Source organism: Kroppenstedtia guangzhouensis (genome assembly GCF_014637345.1).
Lineage (GTDB): Bacteria > Bacillota > Bacilli > Thermoactinomycetales > DSM-45169 > Kroppenstedtia > Kroppenstedtia guangzhouensis.
Genome location: NZ_BMEX01000001.1, coordinates 156,456 through 176,587, shown reverse-complemented (window position 1 = coordinate 176,587; position 20,132 = coordinate 156,456). Strand labels below are relative to the sequence as shown.

Sequence of the window (20,132 nt, the reverse complement as noted above, 5' to 3'; positions counted from 1 at the left end):
CGGTGCCAGACACCCTCTCACTGGATTCCACCTCCTTTTTATACATTTAGTTAGAAATGTCCTTCTTTTCGTCAAATTCTGCACCCCTTCGATTCGAAACTCTCTCCTTCTTCAAACCCCCGGGGATGGCGTCGCATCCACTTCCAGGCGCTGGCGATGATCTCATCCAGCTCCGGATGGCGGGGATGCCATCCCAGTTCCGCCCGTGCCTTCTCTGCGGATGCCACTAAGACTGCAGGATCTCCCGGGCGGCGGGGAGCTGTCCGAATTGGGATCCGGCGCCCGGTGATCCGTTCTGCCGTCCGGATCACTTCCCGGACGGAAAACCCTTTTCCGTTCCCCAGGTTGTACACGCCTCCCGGTCGGCCGGCCCTGAGATGTTCCAGTGCGAATCCGTGAGCCTCAGCCAAATCCATCACATGAACATAGTCCCGGATACAGGTGCCATCCGGGGTGGGATAATCATCACCAAAGACTTGAACCGACTCCCTCCGCCCCAGGGCCGCTTGTAATACGATCGGGATCAAATGAGTCTCCGGATGATGATCCTCCCCCACATCAGCGGCGGGATGGGCTCCCGACGCATTAAAATAACGAAGGGAGATGGATTTCATCCCATAGGCTTGGCCGCACCAGTCCAACATCCTTTCGATCACCCCCTTGGTCTCCCCATAAGGATTAGTGGGGCGAAGGGGAGCTGTCTCGGGGATCGGGACTGTCTCCGGTTCTCCGTAGACGGCGGCGGTGGAGGAGAAGACGATCCGCTTCACCCCGTGAGTCACCATGGCCGACAGCAAGCAGCGGGTTCCCGACACATTGTTATCGTAATAGGCGAGAGGATTCTCTCCGCTGGCCCCCACCAGGGAGAGTGCGGCAAAATGGATCACCGACTCGATCCGGTGTTCCTGGAAAATCCGGTTTAAGAGCATCTCATCCCTCAGATCCCCCCAGTAAAAAACCGGGGCTTTCACCGCTGCCCGATGGCCAGTACCCAGATGGTCGAGTACCACCACCTCTTCTCCCCTCTCCAGCAGATGAACCACGGTATGACTCCCGATATAACCGGCTCCCCCGGTCACCAGCACTGCCATTCCCGTTCCTCCCCCTCCCTGATCTCTCGGGCACCGTCCCCGATCGCTGTCGCGTGGAACACCGCCTGACGCCCTGTTTCAGCAAAATATTGCTCTCCCACCCGCTGCCGGAATGATTTCACCGCTTCCCGATGAACCAGATTTACCGTACAACCGCCGAATCCCGCTCCAGTCATGCGGGCACCGATACACCCCGGCACCTGGATCGCTGCATCAAACAGAGCATCCAACTCTCGGCCGGTGACTTCATAATTTTCCCTCAATGATCGGTGAGATGCTTTCATCAGCTCACCAAAGCGATGCAGGTCCCCTGCTTTCAAAGCCTGCTCCGACTGAAGGACGCGGGCGTTCTCCGTGATCACATGTGCCAACCGTTTTCTCAACCGAGGAGACTTCACCGCATCCTGTGCTTCCTGCCACGCCTCTTCCCCAACACCCCCCAAATCTGTCGCTTCCGGGAGTTGTTGTCTCAATTGGTGAAATCCTTCCCTACACTCCCGGCGTCGTTCGTTGTATTTGGATTCGGCCAGATCACGTGCCTTGTTGGTGTGAATGATCAACAACCGGTAATCCCCCAGGTTCAAGGGAACATGGTGATATTCCAACCGACGGCAATGGAGCAAAATCGCGTGACCCGCTTTGCCCATCCCGGAGGCGAAGGGATCCATGATCCCGCACTGAACCCCGATAAACCGGTTTTCCGCTCGCCGAACCATCTGAATCAAGTCCAACATCGTCGGTTTTCGATCTTCCAAAGCGGAGAGAGCCACCCCCGTCACCAGCCCGAGGGAGGCGGAAGATGACAAGCCGGCGCCCGGCGGCAGGTCTCCGAAATACAAAATATCCGCTCCCGGCAGTCTGGCCCCGGACTCGGCCAACTCCCGAATCATTCCCTTCGGAAAGTTGGCCCATCCTTCTTCCCGACGAAATCTCACCTCATTCCTCGTAAACCTTGCCCCTTTTGCAAACCGGGTGGATACCAGCCGGAAGACTCCGTCTTTCCGTGGCCGAAGGGCGGCCCAGGTACCCAGGGTGAGTGCGGCCGGAAATACATACCCCCCCGTGTAATCAGTATGTTCCCCGATCAGGTTGACCCGGCCCGGGGCGAAAAAAAGCCGGACCTCCCCCGGGCCGTAGAGTCGTGTAAAGGCCTCCCTCGCCGCTTCGACTCTCACCCTCATCCGCTCTCTTCCTTCTTCAGAAACCGCCGATAAGCTTCCCGAAGCTCCTCTGCCGTCTCTTCCACGGAGCAGGGATTGCAAGCGGCCCAGGCCCCCATTTCCGAAGAAGCATAATACTTGATCTGATCCCGTTCCCTGAGAGGGGTATAAAACTCGATGTGAAAATGGTAATACGTCTCCACATCATCCCCGTTGACGGGGCGTTGGTGCAACACCATCATATACGGAAAGGGACGGTCAAACAGGGTGTCCATCGCCCCGGTCATCTCCTTCAAAATCCCTGCCAGAGCCCGCTTCTGGCTGCGGTTGAAATCAGTGAGTGCCGTCACATGATGCTTACTGACGATGAATAATCCGTAAGGGTAGTCGGTGAAGAAGGGAAGATAAGCCAGGAAATGATCGTTTTCGGCGACCACTCTCCCTTGGAACTTCATTTCCTCCCGGTTCATATCACAGATCAGGCACCGACCGGTCCGTTCATGGTGTGCCTTGCAGCTGGACAACTCCCTTTCTATTTTCAGCGGCATCCGGGAATAGGCATAGATTTGTCCATGGGGGTGGGGCATGGTCACCCCCACCTCTTCTCCCCGGTTTTCAAAAATCAGTACATATTGATGATGCGGATCCTTCTCCAGTTCCGCAAATCGTTCCGTCCACAGATCCACCAACTTTTCAATATGGTGCACCGGCAACTCCGGCAGTGTCACCCTGTGTTCCGGCGAATACAGAATCACTTCACACTTGCCGCGGGCTTTCTCCGTTCGGTAAAATGCGGATCCCACCGGGTCCGGAGCGGGGGGATCCGGCATCAGTGCCGGAAAGTCATTGTCATATTTCAACACCTCGTAACTGTCAGGCACCTTACCCGAACCCGGACAGAACGGGCAGTCCCTTTGGGGAAGGGTGGGCCTGTCTTTCCGGTTGGAGGCCACCATGGTCCAATCGTCCAACAACGGATTGTAGCGCAACTCCACTCCGGGTCCCTCCAATACTTAAATTATTTAATTATCACTGTATTACATTATATCAGAATTTACAAAATACGGGCAAGGACTGAAAAACGGTGTATTGAACCCCATCGCGGAAAGAAAGGGTTTTCTCTCCATCCATATGTTAAAATACTTTCTGGATTGGACCGCCGGTGACCCGCCAAAAATCGAATTCGATATGGATGAAGAGGACCCAGGGATTTTCATCCAAGACAAAAGGGCACTCTGCGGAAACCCCCACTCTTCCCTCCGATTGCTTTTTAACGACTGGAACAGGAGATCATCTTAAATTTCAGATGAAGTAATTTTCTCAACCAACTTTATGCACCTCCCGCAATTCACTTCGTCCCTTTATGCGGAATCGACAGAGGAACGGGTTCGCCCGGGAGTAAACCCGCAGGAAAGGAGGAGGTTCTGATGAAAAAAACCGAGAAAGAGAAGTCATCGACAGCCGGCAAAAACAAGAAAAGGAGCAAGCAGACCAGGAAGGTGAAGCAGACGAAGAAAAACCCATCGATAAAAAAGGTGAACTCCAAGAAAGAAGCCAGACGGAAAAAGAAACAGGCCGCGCTTGGAATTGAACTGCTCTACATCTTTTGCGGTTTCATCCTGGCTGGGGCGATCCTGTTCATATCATCCTTGGTCAGGGGATGAGGGTTTGACAGACAGACGCCATCATCTTTCCTTATCCTTCAAAACCTCATCCTCACATTATGTAGAGCGGCCTGCATCGGCCGCTTTTTTCTTTGGGCAAAAATCCTGTCCCGGATCCAGTTCCGACAGGGGCAGGAGGTGTTTAAGACTTCAGCCGTCTGTTCAATTTTTCTCCTTCTCCTTCAAAGCCCGGCTTACCCAACAGGGCGAACATATTCCTTTTGTAAGCTTCCACCCCCGGTTGATCGAAGGGGTTGACCCCCATCAGATAGCCGCTGATTCCACAGGCTTTTTCAAAAAAGTAGACCATCTCTCCAAAGGTGAAGGGACTGATTTCCGGGATGCGGAGAAGTAAATTGGGCACTCCCCCATCGCTGTGGGCCAACATCGTGGCCTCGAGAGCCTTGCGGTTCACTTCGTCCATGGTGTGTCCGGCCAGATAATTGAGACCGTCCAGGTTGTCAGGGTCTTTCCGGATCGTGAGGGTCTCTGCCGTCTGTTCCACTTGGATCACCGTCTCAAAGAGATTCCGGTGTCCTTCCTGGATATACTGTCCCATGGAATGCAGATCCGTGGTGAACTGGACCGACGCCGGAAAAATTCCTTTCCCATCTTTGCCTTCACTCTCACCGAAAAGCTGTTTCCACCACTCGGAAAAATATTGAAGAGACGGCTCATAATGAACCAAAAGCTCCACATGCTTGCCCTTCCGATACAAAATATTGCGGATCGCCGCATATTGGTAAGCGGCATTTTTCGCCAAATCAGGGGTGCCAAAGGCAACCCTCGCTTCCCGGGCTCCCGCCATCATCTGATCGAGATCGATCCCCGCCGCGGCGATGGGTAAAAAACCCACTGCTGTCAGCACCGAATATCGACCGCCCACATCCTCTGGAATGACAAAGGTTTCATATCCTTCCGTCTCAGCCAATCGCTTGAGAGCTCCTTGTTTACGGTCGGTGGTGGCATAAATCCGTTTTCTCGCCCCTTCCCTCCCATACTGCTGTTCCATCCAACCCCTTAGGATGCGGAAGGCGATCGCCGGTTCTGTCGTCGTTCCCGATTTGGAGATGACATTGAGACTCACCCGCTTCCCTTTCAAATGTTCCAGCAGGTGAGTCAGTCCGGTGGAACTGATATGGTTGCCGGCGAAATGGATCTCCGGCCCCCGACGATCCCCTGCCGGCAGTTCATTGTAATAGGTGTGAGTCAGCATCCCGAGAGCGGCACGGGCTCCCAGATAGGATCCGCCGATCCCGATCACCACCAGTGCGTCTGAATCCGAACGGATCTTTTCCGCCGCCCTTTGGATCCGCTGAAACTCCTCCCGGTCATAAATCTCGGGCAGATCGATCCAGCCGAGATACTCCTGTCCCGCACCGGTCCTCCTGTGCAACTGATCATGGGCCATTTGGACAGCGGGCTCCATCTGTTCCAATTCGTGTGGACCGAAAAAAGTGAGCGCATTAGCATAATCGAACCTGAGGCGTTTCCCCATTTTTTGCACCCTCCTGTTGAGTCCTGTGTCGATATCCCCATAGGATGTCAAGGCAATTTTACTGGAAGCTCCATGGAATTGGAAGGCAATCCACTAGAGTCGTTGTAAATGAGTTCACTCTTGTTTCGCATTTCGCGCCAAAATTCTGAGGATCCAGAAACCCGATCCTCCCTGGGAACGGCGTTTTCACAATGCTTCTGGCCGTTGCAACAGAGTGATGTCATCCGCGCCGATCTTTGGTATCATGAGCCGTGGAATGTGCGACCCGTGGGTTGAAGCTTTGTGATTTAGTGGATTTATAGAGTCGGGATTGGGTTTTTACATTCCGTTTCGTTGTTCTGAACTTCAAAAGGGTACTCCATATAAAACCCAATCCTCCTTGTAAACACTTTTTCACATGCTTCTTGCCATCGATCCCTTCCACCCAATAAAGGAGGAGAAATCGCAGTGACCCAAACCATCGCCATCATCTCCGCAATGCCGGAAGAGGTGGAACCCCTGAGACAACGGCTCGGGATCCACAAAGTGGAGCAGATAGGCGGCCTTGAACTCTCCATGACAGAATGGAACGGCCTCCAGGTCATCACCGCCGTCTCCGGGATCGGAAAGGCTCAAGCCGGCGCCTGTATGCAATACCTGATCACCCGTCACCATCCGACAGAGGTGATAAACATCGGTTCTGCCGGGGCGTTGAGCGATCAACTCCACATCGGCGATCTCGTGTTGGTGGAGGAATCCATTTACCACGATGTGGATTGCACCGGAGTGGGGCAACCCCCCCATACCTTCCCTGGTGTACCCCGGGTGATCCCCTCCGATCCTGCACTGATCCGGGACCTGTCCCAAATGGCGGCGAAGCTCGGCATCCCCAGCCATTTGGGACGGGTGGCCACTGGGGATGCTTTCGTTTCCGACAAGAAAAGAAGACTCTCCATCCAGCGTGAAACGGAAGCTGTCCTGGTGGAGATGGAGACCGCCGCCTTTTCCCAGATCGCCCACCTCAACAGAATTCCCTTCGTGTCTGTCCGCTCCGTCTCCGACAATGCCGACGGAGAGGCCGATATTTCCTTTCAAACCTTTCTGACGGAGATCTCAAAACGAAACGCCACTCTGTTGGAAACGTATCTAAAATCCAAAGTGGAGCAGACAGGGTTCGCTTCCTGACTTGGAATCTGAAATCTTTGCCATGGGGAGGGATCGTTGTGTCTGATCGGTACAATGTGGAATCTTTCAACCTGAATCATACCCGGGTCGTTGCCCCTTATGTTCGGGTGGCCGAAGTCAAGCAACTGAACGGGGAGACAATTACCAAATTTGATCTCCGATTCACACAACCCAATGAACGCTTCATTCCCACGGATGCTCTCCATTCCCTGGAACATTTGATGGCAGAGTACATCCGCAACCACAGCGATAATGTGATCGACTTATCTCCCATGGGCTGTCGGACGGGATTTTACCTGATCATGCATGGAGAAAAGACGCCCACGGAAGCCGCCAAACTTCTGCGGAAGACACTGGCGGATGTCCTGGAAGCCCGGGAGGTGCCAGGCTGTTCCCCCGTCCATTGCGGCAATTACCGGGACCACGACCTTGACGCTGCCAAACTGTGGGCCCGCCGCTTCCTCACCGCTGGAATGGAAGATCTGCTGAAGGTGTTCCACGAGGATGATTTGTGAGACTAACCATGAGTCCTCCCGCCCGGGCCCGCCGGATAGAACAGATCTTTTTTGAAAATCAGGTTGCTGTTCATGGTCCCGCCTTCCATCGGCGGGACTTTTATAATCGATCTGTCATGGGAAGACGGTGAGTCCACCAAAATCCTTCTCCATTCCTTGCCTCTGGATTGGGGAAAATAAATCAACACACCCTCCTCTGCCTTCCTCCCCGATGAATCCAGACCCCTTATCTGGGTTAAACCCCATACAGGTGATTTTTTATCATACCTTCTTGACGAATAACCTATATTCATGGTATCATTTTAAATTTTGTTTGATTTGTGTATTAAAGTGTGGTATTCTTTAAACAAGGGTTTCAATTACGGAGGTGGGCTGATTGTTCCAAGTTGGTGACAAAATCGTTTACCCTCTCCATGGAGCCGGTGTGATTGAGGCCATAGAAGAAAAAGAGATCCTCGGAAAAAAACAACGTTACTACATCATTCACATGTCTCTGGGAAACGTGCAAATCATGATTCCCGCAGCAAAAATCGACGATATGGGACTCCGGCATATCGTCGACCCTGACACAATGGAGGACGTATTGCTCCTGTTCAATGACGATCCCTCCTCTGCATCGGGCTCCTGGAACCAACGGTTCCGCATGAACCTGGATAAGATGAAAACCGGTGACATTTATAAAACCACCGAAGTGATCCGGGACCTGACGCAGATCAGCAAAGAGAAAGCCCTCGGCACCGGTGAGAAAAAACTGCTGGACAACGCCAAACAGATTTTGATCAGCGAACTGGTGCTGGTAAAGGGGATTGAGGAGGAACAAGCCACCCGGCTGTTGAATGAAGCCGCCCATTGTTAACGGAAAACCCGAACAATCCGGATTTTCCGTTTTTTAATTTGTTTCAATACCTTCGACCGCATACGTCGTACTTGTTCGAATCTTCAGGCATCTGAATGGGAAGCACATAAAAAAAGCAACTTGGCATCCGGGCTTGTCCGGGTTATGTGATAAACAAGGGGTTTGCTCCTGAAAAATGGTGTAAAGATTAAAAAGATACTTAAACCGAAAAAACCGTGGCTGAGAGCCCCGGTTTTTTCTATTGCCAACCAAATCATGGACCAGCATCCGTGAAGCCAGTCATCGTTTGTGCTTATTGCAAGAGATCACAGCCGTCCCACCGTCCCCGGAGAAAGGAAAGCGCAAAAGCAATTTTTGTTTTCAGTAACCCTTCCCGGTTAATCAACAGGCCTCGTACGATCCAAACAATACTAGACAAGATGTATACGATCGGCAATGTGGAAGCGGACTACCGGGAATCGGAGGAGTTTCAATCCCTCAGTCTAATAAGTGATTTGAAAATGTTCATGATAACCATGTTTCAATTTCTCATAGGTACATTCTAAACGCAAGTTTCAGCAAGGTTTACAGCAGACACAAGCCAACGTTTCAATTCCTCATAGGTACATTCTAAACACTCTCTCCCGGGTTCCGATGCAGGAGGTTGAGCCCGTTTCAATTCCTCATAGGTACATTCTAAACTCGTATCGGATTGCTGAAGATACACGTCCGATCAAGGTTTCAATTCCTCATAGGTACATTCTAAACGAGATTCTTGAATGGTTACAGAATCAGTTGGAAGAAGTGTTTCAATTCCTCATAGGTACATTCTAAACGATAGTATTATCACTATCGATATCATATCTTTTTCTAGGGTTTCAATTCCTCATAGGTACATTCTAAACGAAACGCGTCAAGACCCTGCTCTTCCAGCCAAGGCTGTTTCAATTCCTCATAGGTACATTCTAAACGGAACAGGGATTTCGCGTGTGGCTTTCACGCCTCTCTGGTTTCAATTCCTCATAGGTACATTCTAAACGTGCAAGGCGTTAGGTGAGAACACGGGAGAGACGGCAAAGCGGATAGCGGAAGCGTTTGAGAGGTTAGCGGGGAAACAACGGCACAACTGACCTGATCAAAGGCTTGCACGCTGGAGGTTTCAATTCCTCATAGGTACATTCTAAACGGTTGACCATTGGATTAGCTTGGAAATACAAATTCCGTTGTTTCAATTCCTCATAGGTACATTCTAAACGAGCCAGGGGTATCAAGTCGGGGAGGGTGGAACTGGTGTTTCAATTCCTCATAGGTACATTCTAAACCCATTTTACCTGCATGCCCGCTGGCTTTTCAAGATCTGATCCCAGATCGGATTCCGCTGGATCCTTGCTGGTGATCGCCCGACCCTTGGTAGATCAAGTTCAATCATCATATAACAAATGTCGTCGATCCCCGGGGGTTTTTGCATTACCGGGGGTCGACGACATTTTACAGAGGATGGTTCCGTGAGACCTCCCGCCATTCCGGCTTTAGATCAACAGGTGGAACAGGTGGGGGTCCTTGTTAATTTCGATGTAGTGAAAGCCTTTGCGGTTCATGCGGTCGATCAGGGGGGCGTAGTCCTCTTTTCGTTTCAATTCGATTCCGACAAGGGCGGGGCCGTTTTCCTTGCTGTTTTTCTTGATGTATTCAAAGCGAGTGATGTCATCATCGGGGCCGAGCACTTCATCGAGGAACTCCCGAAGGGCGCCGGCCCGTTGAGGGAAATTGACGGAGAAGTAATGTTTCAATCCCTCGTGGATCAAGGAGCGCTCTTTGATCTCCTGCATGCGGTCAATGTCGTTGTTGCCCCCGCTCACCACGCAAACCACCGTCTTGCCGCGAATCTCATCCCGGTATCCGTCGAGGGCGGCAATGGACAGAGCACCGGCGGGTTCGGCCACAATCGCGTTCTCGTTGTACAGGTCCAGGATCGTGGTGCAAACTTTGCCCTCCGGTACCAGAGTAAACTCATCCACCGTTTCCCGGCAGATGGCATAGGTGAGCTCTCCCACCTGACGGACTGCAGCACCGTCGACGAATTTTTCAATTTCATTCAATTCGATGATCCGACCGGCTTCTACAGACCTTTTCATGGAGGGAGCTCCCGCCGGTTCCACCCCGATCACCCGGGTGGCAGGGCTGAGGCTTTTCACATAGGAGGCCACCCCCGCCGCCAAGCCCCCTCCCCCGACACTGACGAACAGGTAGTCCACCGGTTCCTGCAGGTCGTTCAGGATCTCCAGACCCACCGTTCCCTGACCGGCGATAGTGAGGGGATTCTCAAAGGGATGAATAAACTCCATCCCTTTCTCTTTCCCGTATCGCAGCGCCTCTGCCAGGGAGTCATCAAAGGTGTCCCCGGTGAGCACCACTTCCACAAAGGAGCCGCCAAATCTTTTCACTTGGGAAACCTTTTGTTTGGGAGTGGTGCTGGGCATAAAAATCCGGCCAGGAATTTGCAAGATTTTGCAGGACAAGGCAACACCCTGGGCATGATTGCCGGCACTGGCGCAGACGACTCCCCGTTCCAACTTTTGCGGATCGAGATGGCGGATCACATTGTATGCTCCACGGATTTTGAAAGAACGAACCACCTGCAAATCTTCCCGTTTCAGATATAGATTGCAGTCATATTTGGCTGACAGCACGGGATCCCTCTGTAGGGGAGTATGGATAATCACATCCTTGAGGATGTGATTGGCGACGATGATCTCTTCTACAGACATCCGGGAGAGTGTTTCCCGTTTTTTTATACTAGTCGGTGTTGGTGATGACGGTTCCATAAGTATCCCCCGATCTTTTCAGACCATTATACAACGTCCCCCCCTTCCCAATGCAATGCTTTTCTGCAAAAAAGTGAAAAAGTGCTCGAGTAACTGCCCCCTCATTCTCTGGACCTGACCGATGGGACCTGATCCCCGGTTCATTCCTTTCCGAGATTTTCGGTGGAGAAAAGCGGTTCCAACCGGTGCAATTCGTTTATAAAAACCTCCAGCGCCTTCGTTTGGAAGGGGGTATCCTGAGTGATCCGGGTGAACTTCCGGGGAATCGGGGTTCCTTCCATTTTCAACAGATGAATGGTTCCCAGAGACTCTTCCTTCCGCACTGCCCAGTTCGACAAAAAACTGATCCCCAGGCCCGCCTCCACAGATTCCTTAATCAGCTGGGTACTGCCGAATTCCATCAGATGATCCGGTGCGAAGCCCAACTTTTTAAACATCTTCTCCGTTGCCTCCCGGGTACCGGAGCCCTGCTCCCGCACAATCCAGTTCTCCTTTTTCAAATCGCGGATAGTGACCTGTTTTTGTCGGGTCAATGGATGATCGGCAGGGACGATGATATGCATCCAATCTTCTGCAAAGGGTTCGGTATTCAACCGCTCATCGTTGAACTCCCCCTCCACGATTCCCACATCCAGATGCCGATCGGCAACCGATTCCGCGATCTCCGTCGTATTTCCAATGGTGACTGACGGTTGGATCAAGGGGTACTGCCCGTAAAGCCGGGCGATTACTTGGGGCAGGATATATTCACCAAATGTATAACTGGCTCCGATCGACAGGTTTCCGCTCGCCACCTTCATAAGATCATCCACCAGCGACTGCATATGTGTATACAAACCCAAAATCTCCCGCGCATGATGATAGACGATCTCACCCGCTTTGGTCAGACAGACAAACTTGTTGTTTCGCTCAATCAGCTTGGTACCCATCGTCCGTTCCAATGCTTGAATGTATTGACTGACAGCGGGCTGAGTCATGTGTAGCTCTTCTGCTGTCCGTGAGAAGTTTTTCTTTTCCGCCACTGTGACAAAAACCCGCAAATGTGGATCCATACCGTATCCTCTCCCCGACAGATGTCCCGCATGATTATATGATTTTACTTATGGCCCATATTTATATAATTTATTTCACTTATAAGCGAAAATCACTTACGTTAATTAAAGAGCGAGAGGAGGGGTCACATGTCAGAGCAAACCCTAAGTGTGCAACATCCGGATATGGAGACCAAATCCTCCGGCACGAGCCGCTGGAAAGGATGGATCGGCGGCATCTTCTTCACCTTTGTCATTGCTGTGTTGGGTTACGGTTTATCCCATTTGTCCGGGTTTGATCGGATCGGTCCCTTGGCCTCCGCAATAGTGATTGCTGTCACTTTCCGCCAATTTTCAGGTTACCCGGAATCGATCCGTTCCGGGATTCAATTTTCCTCCAAAAAATTGCTCCGCATTGCGATTGTCCTGTATGGGCTACGGTTAAACATCGAAGTCGTGCTTCATGACGGGTTGCCCCTGTTGGTGCGGGGAGCGGGGACCATCCTGTTCGCCATCGGGTTGACCCTGTTGTTGGCCCGCTGGTTGAAGGCGAACACCACTGTTTCCCTTCTCCTCGGAGTGGGTACGGGGGTGTGTGGTGCCGCCGCCATTGCCGCCGTCTCTCCCATTCTGAAGACTGAGGATGAGGATACGGCGATCAGTGTCGGCATCATCGCCCTGGTCGGCACTGTGTTTGCGATCGGCTACACGCTCATCAAACCCTTGATGCCCCTGGACAGTGTCTCATACGGGATCTGGTCCGGGATCAGCCTTCATGAGATCGCCCATGTGGCATTGGCCGCCGCCCCCGCCGGTCAGGATGCACTGGCCATCGCACTGTTGGCGAAATTGGGCCGCGTTTTCCTCCTGGTCCCCCTGTGTTTCATCCTCATATACTGGATGAAACGGAAACACGCCGGAGAGGCCCGTGCCAACATCGAGTTTCCGTGGTTCCTCGTCGGATTTATCCTGATGAGTTTCGTCGGAACCTATCTCCTTGGCAAAGCGATTCCCGTATCGGAGAGTGTGATGGAGGGCTTGTCCAATGCAGCAAGCTTGCTTCTGACCATGGCCATGGTCGGTCTCGGTCTCAACGTCCATCTTCGGGATTTGCGCAACAAGGCCCTCCGCCCTCTCATCGCCATGGTTATCACTTCGGTTCTGCTCTCCGTTGTCACCTTCTTTGTCACTTGACAGGTCCGGAACCGGAACCCCTGATTTCCATCCCCCATTCCACCACGATCGGGAGTTCAGAAAAGCAAACACTTGTTTGATCGGGGAGATCAAACAAGTGTTTGCTTTCAAACCGGATTCAGCTGAACTCCTCCCCCCACTCCCCTTCAAAGACCATCCGGGCGGGACCGGTCATGTAGACCCGGTCATCCCTTTCGCTCCATTGGATTTCCAGATCGCCGCCCTTGAGACGGACCCGTGCCCGACGGTCAGCGGCTCCGTTTAGGACTGCCGCCACGAGGGAGGCACAGGCCCCGGTGCCACAGGCCAGGGTGGGCCCGACACCCCGTTCCCAAACCCGCATCTCCAGTTCCCGGGGAGAGTGAATCGTCACAAATTCCACATTGGTTTTATTGGGGAAAAGGGGATGAGTCTCCAGTCGGGGACCCCAAGTCTCCACCGGAAAATCGGCGGCATCATCCACAAAGATCACCGCGTGGGGATTGCCCATGGAGACCGCAGTAAACCGGAAACTCTTTTCCCCGATCGTCACGGGATGATCCACCACTTGCTTTCCTTCCAGCGCCACCGGGACCCGGCTCGCTTCCAGGATCGGCTGTCCCATATCGACGCATATATCCTCCACCTGACTCCCGTCGGTTTCCAGCCGGATCGGTTGCAGACCCGCTCCCGTCTCCACGATGATCTCCTTCTTCTCTCCGGAAATCCGTTCATAATAGTACTTGGCCACGCAACGGACGGCGTTGCCACACTGTTCCGCCTCACTTCCGTCCGCATTCAGAATCCGCATCCGGACGTCCCCCGCCCGGGACGGGAGAAGAAAGACCAAACCGTCGGCCCCCACACCCAAGCGACGGTCACACAGGCGACGAGCCAGCTCCGGGGCCTCCTTTGGCAGGGTGTGTTCTGTAACCACGATAAAATCGTTACCCAATCCGTGCATTTTTGTAAATCGCATCACTCACGGCGCCCCCACAGAACGCCTTCTCTTCCTTTCCGGGATCAAGAAGAATCCGATGTTACCCATGGCACCATCGGATCTCTCCTCTTTCATGGGATATGCATTGAGCATAACCCAGGAAGGCGCTTTTTTCAACGGCTCATCCATGATGAACCGGCTGCCGGACAGGCCGGATGAGATCGATCAGCCCTGCCAGCAGGGTGGGAAGCGCCGATGCCGCAACCACCAAGGCCCATTCCCTGAAGCCCAGAGATACGGTATGGAAAATGGGCTGCAACGGGGGATAGTACATCACCACCAGCAACAACAAAGCCGAGGAAACGACGGCCAACACCAGTGGCAGATTGTTCAAGGGGTTGCGATGGAAAACCGACTGACTGCTGCGGCAGTCGAAAACATAAATCAGCTGGGCCAACACCAAGGTGGCAAAAGCGATGGTCTGGGCCCGGACCAGGTCATCCGGTGCCTCCTGATACGCCACCCAGAAAGAGGCCAGGGTGAAAGTTCCGATCAGCAGACCCCGGGAGACAATTTTCCATCCGACCCCTCTGGCAAAAATACTTTCCCGGCTGTTGCGGGGCGGCCGGTCCATGGTGTCCTCTTCTGCAGGATCCACTCCCAAGGCCATCGCCGGAAGTCCATCGGTGACCAGATTGACCCAGAGAATCTGGATCGGGACCAAGGGCAGGGGCATTCCGGCCAACATCGCCAAAAACATGACCAAGATCTCCCCCACATTGCTGGCCAGCAGGTAACTGATAAATTTGCGGATATTGTCGTAGATACTGCGCCCTTCCTCGATCGCCGAGACAATGGTGGCAAAGTTGTCATCAGACAGGATCAGGGAAGAGGCCTCCTTGGACACATCCGTTCCTGTGATTCCCATGGCAATCCCGATATCCGCCGCCTTGATCGCCGGTGCATCGTTTACCCCGTCTCCCGTCATCGCCACCACATCCCCGTCCTTCTGCAGGGCTTTCACGATCTTCAGTTTGTGTTCGGGAGAGACTCGGGCATAGACCTGTATGTTTTTGGATTTCTGTTCAAACTCCCGGTCGCTCATCCGCTGGAGTTGATTTCCACTGACCGTGAGCCCTCCCTCGGTCAAGATTCCCAACTGCCGAGCGATGGCCACGGCCGTGGTCTGGTGGTCCCCGGTGATCATCACGGTCCGAATTCCGGCCCGACGGCAGGTTCGGATCGCCTTTTTCACTTCTTCCCGGGGAGGATCGATCATCCCGGCCAGACCGACAAACACCAACTCCCGCTCTGCCTCAGTCTCCCGGCCGGGCTCGACCCCTTTCCATTCGCGGTAAGCGAAGGCCAGGTTTCGAAGAGCCATCGCTGCCAGCTGATCGTTATGGGACAAGATCTTCTCCCGCATCGCCTCAGTCAGTGGAACCGGACGCCCCCCTCGCAGGAGGTGGGTGCACCGGTTCAGCAGCACATCGGGAGCACCTTTGGTCATCAGCACGCGCTGACCTTTCCCCTTTTCCACAAGAACAGACATCATTTTCCGTTCTGAATCAAAGGGAAACTCCCGGACCCGCTTCCATTCTTTCTCCAGGGCTTCCCCGGTGTGCCCCCCCTTCGCTCCGACCACCATCAGTGCCCCTTCCGTGGGATCCCCGTCCACCCGCCAGCTCTCCTGTTTCCGTCGGAGCATGCCTTCCCGGCTGCTTTCCCGGATCAGCCTGGCATTGTTGCAGAGGACCGCTACCTCCAACAGTCGCTTCAACCCCGGGTCTCTGCCGGGATTCACCTTTCGGCCGTCAAAGATGAATTCCCCTTCAGGCTTATAGCCGGATCCCGACACTTCCAACTGGCGCCCGTCCAGCCACAAATGAGTGACGGTCATCTTGTTCTGGGTGAGAGTTCCGGTCTTATCCGAACAGATCACCGAGGCACACCCCAAGGTCTCTACGGACGGCAGCTTGCGGACAATGGCCCGCCGCCGAATCATCCGTTGCACCCCGAGGGCCAGAGCGATGGTGACAATCGCCGGCAATCCCTCCGGGATCGCGGCCACCGCCAAACTGACACCGGCGAGGAACATTTTGTAAGCATCATGCCCGTGAACGATCCCGGTCAACACCACCACTGCCGTCAGGAACAGGGAGACAACGATCAATACTTTCCCCAACTGCTCCAACCGGTTCTGCAGAGGGGTCTGCATCGATTCCGTGGTTTGGATCAGGTGGGCGATCTTGCCCATCTCCGTCTTCATCCCGGTGAACACCACCACCCCGACCCCAGTGCCCCGAACCGCCATTGTCCCCAGGAAGGCCATATTTTTCCGATCTCCCAGGGCAATCTCCTTTCCGCCGCGGATGACACCGCCGGTCTTGCTGACCGGTACCGACTCCCCGGTGAGAGCCGATTCTTCAATGTACAGATTCTCCGCGTGGATCAAGCGCAAATCAGCGGGAATCCGGTCCCCACTCTCAATGGAGACGATATCTCCCGGTACCAGCTCCGCCGCCGGAATCCGCTTCCAGGAACCGTTCCGCTTCACCCGGGCCATGGGGGCGGACAACTCCTTCAACGCCTTTAAAGATTTCTCCGCCCGGAATTCCTGAATAAACCCGAGGACAGCGTTCAACAGGACGATGGCGATGATGGCGATCGCATCGGTATATTCCCCCAGGAGTCCGGAAACCAGTGTGGCTGCCAGCAACACCAGCACCATGAAGTCCTTGAATTGGTTTAACAGCAGAGCCAGCGGGGATAATCTCTGCCCCTCGGCCAGCTGGTTGGGCCCCACTTTTTCCAGTCGTTTCTCCGCTTCTGAATGCTCCAGCCCTTCAGCCGGATCCACATCAAAGTGGGTGGTCAACTTCTCCATGTCCCAGTCCAGATAACGGCTGCCTTCCGACACGTTCCCTCCCCCTTTGTCCCAAATGCATCTCATGCTAACCATATTCAGACAGGCTGTGAATCATGCCCGGGGAAAAAGAGACGTTGGGTGGGTCCGGAACTCGGCAGACTTGAAGATGTTGGTTTTTTTCAACCGGGAGTCGGGATTTGTAACCCTGAAAACGATCCGTCCTCCCCTCTTCAAACCTTGTGATCGAGTCCACAGAATGGAATCCTTCATGCTATACTGAAAGATAGATTTTTCCCGCTGCAATGAGAGGTGAAATAACCGATGTCCATAGATGGAATCGCAATCCGGGCTGTGGTTCACGAGTTGGAGGAGGTGCTGATCGGGGGCCGGGTGACCAAGATCTATCAGCCGGGGGAAACGGATCTGATCTTTCATGTCCGCGCCGGCGGCAGGAATCGGCGACTGCTCCTGTCGGCCCACCCCGCCTATCCCCGCCTTCACCTGACGAAAGAGCCGACGGAAAACCCCCTGGCCCCGCCGATGTTCTGCATGTTGTTGCGGAAACACTGCGAAGGGGGTGTGATCGAGGGAATCCGCCAAATCGGGATGGAACGGATCGTACATGTGGATCTTCGCGGCCGGGATGAGCTGGGGGACGAAGTGATCCGCCGCCTCGTGGTGGAGGTGATGGGACGGCACAGCAACATCATCCTGATCGATCCGGCCTCAGGGAAAATTCTGGACGGCATCCGGCGGGTCACCCCGGACATCAGCCGTCACCGCCAGGTGATGCCAGGTCTCCTCTACCAGGCCCCTCCGGAGCAGGACAAAAAAGATCCATTGTCTGCCGACCGGGAAGAGTTTCTACGCTCCCTCCATTTCAATCAGGGAAAACTGGACCGACAGATCGTGGCCCGGTTTGCCGGGATCGGCCCCCAGACCGCCCGGGAGATCCTTCACCGGAGCGGTCTGGGGGATCGGGAACAACTTTGGTCCGCTTTTCACCACTTGATGGATGAGGTCCAAAACCACCTGTACCATCCCCAAATCGTGTATGACCGCAAACCGGCTTTCTCTGTCATCCGCCTCACCCATCTCCAGGGGGAACGGGAAACCTTCGATTCAGTCAGCCGTTGCCTGGAATCCTTTTTTCATGGAAAAGCCGAACGGGACCGGGCCCGGCAACAAAACCACGATCTGATTCGAAATCTGAAAAACATCCTCGACAAAAATGAAACCAAGATTGCGAAGCTGACACAGGAATGGTCCGAGACTGAAAAGGCGGAGACCTACCGAATCTATGGGGAACTCCTCACTTCCTTTATGCACCAGGTGAAGCGGGGGGATCGGCGGCTGAAAGTTGTCAACTACTATGACCCGGAATCACCGGAGGTGACCATCCCCCTCGACTCCCGGCTCACCCCCTCGGAAAACGCCCAGCGTTACTTCCGGCTGTACAACAAGGCCAAATCCGCTCGGAAATGGAACCGGGAGCAGACCGAAAAAACCCGCCGGGAAAACGAGTACCTGGAAACCGTCCTGGTCCAATTGCAGGATGCCGGTCCCCGGGAAGCGGAAGAGATCAAGGAGGAGCTTCAGGAGGAAGGTTGGCTCAAGGCCAAACCGCAAAAAAAGCGTAAAAAACAGACCCGTAAACCGGAACCGGAGACTTACTTTTCATCGGAAGGGATTCCGATACTGGTGGGGCGGAACAACAAGCAGAACGATCTCCTCACCCACCGGATCGCCTCCCCCACCGATACTTGGCTTCATACCAAAGAGATCCCGGGCTCCCATGTGGTCATCCGGGGAAAGAATTTCGGGGAGGCGACTCTTCATGAGGCGGCGATGCTGGCCGCTTGGCACAGCAAAGCCCGGGAATCCAGTCAGGTCCCGGTGGATCACACCTTGATCAAGCATGTGAAGAAACCTTCCGGCACCCCTCCCGGCTTTGTCATCTACGAAGAGCAGAAAACGCTCTATGTCACGCCGGAAGAGAGTGAGATCCGCAAATTGAAACAGGGTTGACCCGCAACGGAGGCCGCCGGCCTCCTTTTCATTTTCAAAAGTATGGAAGGAAATGTGTATTCTTGAATTCAATCTATTCTGATGACTGAAGTATCGGAAGGGAGTTTGTGATGTTCAAAAGAGGATGTACGTACTTACTGGTAAATGGTGCTGGTCGTCACTCTTCTGATCTCCCCGGAGGTGTGGGCCTCTGAGGATCACTACTTTTTGCAACACGCTTTTGAGGCAGCCGCAGCGGAATTTGATGTGCCGGTCCAGTTGCTGATGGCGGTCAGCTATGCAGAAACCCGCTGGAATGATCACCAAGGCCAACCCAGCCACCTGAATGGGTACGGGATGATGCACTTGGTGGATAACCCCAACCATCACACCTTGGGACAAGCCAGCCGCCTGCTGGGCGAATCCCCGGAACGTCTCAAAACAGAGATCCCCCTGAACATCCGGGGCGGTGCCGCCGTTTTGGCTTGGATTGCCAAGAAACAGAACGGCGGTCACCTGCCCGAGAAGCTGGGACAATGGTATACCGTGGTGGCGGAGTACGCCGGGTATCAGGATGAAGCCGTCACCCGCATTTACACGGATGAAGTCTTCCAGGTGATACAAAGCGGAGCCAAGAGAAAGGTGAAAGGGGAAACCCTCCTCTTATCCCCCACAAAGGTAAAACCATACAAAGGTAAATATGAGAAAGCAAAAAAACCGATCGGGAAAAAATCCACCCCGGATTACCCCAACGCCCGTTGGATCGCCGCCCACAGCAGTAACTACACCGCCGCCAACCGTGAGGGAGACGGGAAACGGATCCAGTATGTGATCATTCACACTACCCAGGGTTCCTATGCCGGCTCGATCAGTTGGTTTCAAAACCCGGACTCCAATGTCAGCGCCCACTACGTCATCCGCTCCAGTGACGGAGAGGTCACCCAGATGGTTCAAAACAAGGATATCGCCTGGCATGCGGGCAACTGGGATTACAATGTGCACAGCATCGGGATCGAACATGAAGGGTACGTCGAGCAACCGGGATGGTACACAGACTCCCTGTACCGCTCTTCCGCCGCCCTCACCCGATGGTTGTGTGACACTTACGGCATTCCCCGGGATCGGAATCACATCATCGGACACAATCAAGTCCCCGGCGCCACACACACCGACCCCGGTCCATTGTGGGATTGGAACTGGTATATGAGTTTGGTCAATCAGTGAATCTGATCCAAGCGTGTTTCATCCGGTTTTCTATTATATCCCAATCGGGGATTCTGTAAAAACAGCCGATCCCCCGGCATCCGTCCGATCACGTTATGAGGCTCGTGTATCAGCGATGGGGGACGAAAAAACAAAA

At 53.8% G+C, this 20,132-nt stretch carries 15 protein-coding genes and 1 CRISPR repeat array; of the genes, 7 read left to right on the top strand and 8 right to left on the bottom strand.

What is annotated here, in order from left to right; genetic code table 11:
• Positions 1-71: 71 nt before the first annotated feature.
• From galE to galT, 3 genes are read right to left on the bottom strand one after another with little or no spacing between them, the layout of a single operon-like run.
• A complete protein-coding gene (galE, locus tag IEV46_RS01035; RefSeq protein ID WP_188428894.1) occupies positions 72-1,091 on the bottom strand; it encodes a UDP-glucose 4-epimerase GalE in 1,020 nt (339 codons plus the stop codon).
• Positions 1,076-2,272 carry a galactokinase gene (locus IEV46_RS01030; protein ID WP_188428892.1) on the bottom strand — a complete coding sequence of 399 codons (1,197 nt, stop codon included), beginning with the start codon at positions 2,270-2,272 and terminating at the stop codon, positions 1,076-1,078. The genes galE and IEV46_RS01030 overlap by 16 nt, the downstream gene beginning before the upstream one ends.
• The gene (galT, locus tag IEV46_RS01025) at positions 2,269-3,246 is read right to left on the bottom strand and encodes a galactose-1-phosphate uridylyltransferase (RefSeq protein WP_188428891.1); all 978 of its coding nucleotides are present in this window, start codon (positions 3,244-3,246) and stop codon (positions 2,269-2,271) included. Before galT ends, IEV46_RS01030 begins: the two co-directional genes overlap by 4 nt.
• A 432-nt stretch (positions 3,247-3,678) precedes the next feature.
• Here galT and IEV46_RS01020 point away from each other — a divergent pair, with 432 nt between their 5' ends.
• Positions 3,679-3,915 (top strand): hypothetical protein, encoded by a 237-nt coding sequence (locus tag IEV46_RS01020; RefSeq protein WP_188428889.1) that lies wholly within the window; start codon positions 3,679-3,681, stop codon positions 3,913-3,915.
• A 142-nt stretch (positions 3,916-4,057) separates the two neighbouring features.
• Here IEV46_RS01020 and IEV46_RS01015 read toward each other — a convergent pair whose 3' ends face one another.
• A complete protein-coding gene (locus tag IEV46_RS01015) occupies positions 4,058-5,413 on the bottom strand; it encodes a glucose-6-phosphate isomerase (RefSeq protein WP_188428887.1) in 1,356 nt (451 codons plus the stop codon).
• A gap of 447 nt (positions 5,414-5,860) precedes the next feature.
• Between IEV46_RS01015 and IEV46_RS01010 the strand changes: the two genes are divergently transcribed.
• The 3 genes from IEV46_RS01010 (at position 5,861) to IEV46_RS01000 (ending at position 7,948) form a co-directional block, all read left to right on the top strand.
• The gene (locus tag IEV46_RS01010) at positions 5,861-6,577 is read left to right on the top strand and encodes a 5'-methylthioadenosine/adenosylhomocysteine nucleosidase (protein WP_188428885.1); all 717 of its coding nucleotides are present in this window, start codon (positions 5,861-5,863) and stop codon (positions 6,575-6,577) included.
• A 38-nt stretch (positions 6,578-6,615) separates the two neighbouring features.
• Entirely contained in the window at positions 6,616-7,092 is a 477-nt protein-coding gene (locus tag IEV46_RS01005; protein ID WP_188428883.1) for an S-ribosylhomocysteine lyase, read from the top strand.
• Positions 7,093-7,468: 376 nt separating this feature from the next.
• Entirely contained in the window at positions 7,469-7,948 is a 480-nt protein-coding gene (locus IEV46_RS01000) for a CarD family transcriptional regulator (RefSeq protein WP_188428881.1), read from the top strand.
• A 517-nt stretch (positions 7,949-8,465) separates the two neighbouring features.
• Positions 8,466-8,967: direct repeats of the CRISPR family, unit length 31 nt; unit sequence GTTTCAATTCCTCATAGGTACATTCTAAACG.
• Between the two features lie 489 nt (positions 8,968-9,456).
• On the opposite strand, the gene ilvA is transcribed toward IEV46_RS01000, so the two are convergent.
• Positions 9,457-10,695, bottom strand: coding sequence for a threonine ammonia-lyase IlvA (gene ilvA, locus IEV46_RS00995; RefSeq protein WP_188428879.1), 1,239 nt, complete (start codon positions 10,693-10,695; stop codon positions 9,457-9,459).
• A gap of 197 nt (positions 10,696-10,892) precedes the next feature.
• Positions 10,893-11,804, bottom strand: coding sequence for a LysR family transcriptional regulator (locus IEV46_RS00990; RefSeq protein WP_188428877.1), 912 nt, complete (start codon positions 11,802-11,804; stop codon positions 10,893-10,895).
• A 129-nt stretch (positions 11,805-11,933) separates the two neighbouring features.
• Here IEV46_RS00990 and IEV46_RS00985 point away from each other — a divergent pair, with 129 nt between their 5' ends.
• Positions 11,934-12,977, top strand: a complete 1,044-nt coding sequence (locus IEV46_RS00985) for a YeiH family protein (protein WP_188428875.1) — start codon at positions 11,934-11,936, stop codon at positions 12,975-12,977.
• Between the two features lie 118 nt (positions 12,978-13,095).
• On the opposite strand, the gene dapF is transcribed toward IEV46_RS00985, so the two are convergent.
• The gene (dapF, locus tag IEV46_RS00980) at positions 13,096-13,935 is read right to left on the bottom strand and encodes a diaminopimelate epimerase (RefSeq protein ID WP_188428873.1); all 840 of its coding nucleotides are present in this window, start codon (positions 13,933-13,935) and stop codon (positions 13,096-13,098) included.
• A gap of 142 nt (positions 13,936-14,077) precedes the next feature.
• A complete protein-coding gene (locus IEV46_RS00975; protein WP_229735851.1) occupies positions 14,078-16,783 on the bottom strand; it encodes a calcium-translocating P-type ATPase, SERCA-type in 2,706 nt (901 codons plus the stop codon).
• 303 nt (positions 16,784-17,086) lie between these two features.
• Here IEV46_RS00975 and IEV46_RS00970 point away from each other — a divergent pair, with 303 nt between their 5' ends.
• Together IEV46_RS00970 and IEV46_RS00965 are read left to right on the top strand one after the other, a co-directional pair.
• A complete protein-coding gene (locus IEV46_RS00970) occupies positions 17,087-18,793 on the top strand; it encodes an Rqc2 family fibronectin-binding protein (protein ID WP_188428869.1) in 1,707 nt (568 codons plus the stop codon).
• 207 nt (positions 18,794-19,000) lie between these two features.
• Positions 19,001-19,996 carry an N-acetylmuramoyl-L-alanine amidase gene (locus IEV46_RS00965; RefSeq protein ID WP_188428867.1) on the top strand — a complete coding sequence of 332 codons (996 nt, stop codon included), beginning with the start codon at positions 19,001-19,003 and terminating at the stop codon, positions 19,994-19,996.
• Positions 19,997-20,132 lie beyond the last annotated feature (136 nt).

Bases quoted from the DNA above. Each gene is read 5' to 3' on its own strand.
- galE (WP_188428894.1), bottom strand. From the start codon at position 1,091: ATGGCAGTGCTGGTGACCGGGGGAGCCGGTTATATCGGGAGTCATACC.
- IEV46_RS01030 (WP_188428892.1), bottom strand. From the start codon at position 2,272: ATGAGGGTGAGAGTCGAAGCGGCGAGGGAGGCCTTTACACGACTCTAC.
- IEV46_RS01020 (WP_188428889.1), top strand. From the start codon at position 3,679: ATGAAAAAAACCGAGAAAGAGAAGTCATCGACAGCCGGCAAAAACAAG.
- IEV46_RS01015 (WP_188428887.1), bottom strand. From the start codon at position 5,413: ATGGGGAAACGCCTCAGGTTCGATTATGCTAATGCGCTCACTTTTTTC.
- ilvA (WP_188428879.1), bottom strand. From the start codon at position 10,695: ATGTCTGTAGAAGAGATCATCGTCGCCAATCACATCCTCAAGGATGTG.
- IEV46_RS00990 (WP_188428877.1), bottom strand. From the start codon at position 11,804: ATGGATCCACATTTGCGGGTTTTTGTCACAGTGGCGGAAAAGAAAAAC.
- IEV46_RS00985 (WP_188428875.1), top strand. From the start codon at position 11,934: ATGTCAGAGCAAACCCTAAGTGTGCAACATCCGGATATGGAGACCAAA.
- dapF (WP_188428873.1), bottom strand. From the start codon at position 13,935: ATGCGATTTACAAAAATGCACGGATTGGGTAACGATTTTATCGTGGTT.
- IEV46_RS00975 (WP_229735851.1), bottom strand. From the start codon at position 16,783: ATGGAGAAGTTGACCACCCACTTTGATGTGGATCCGGCTGAAGGGCTG.
- IEV46_RS00970 (WP_188428869.1), top strand. From the start codon at position 17,087: ATGTCCATAGATGGAATCGCAATCCGGGCTGTGGTTCACGAGTTGGAG.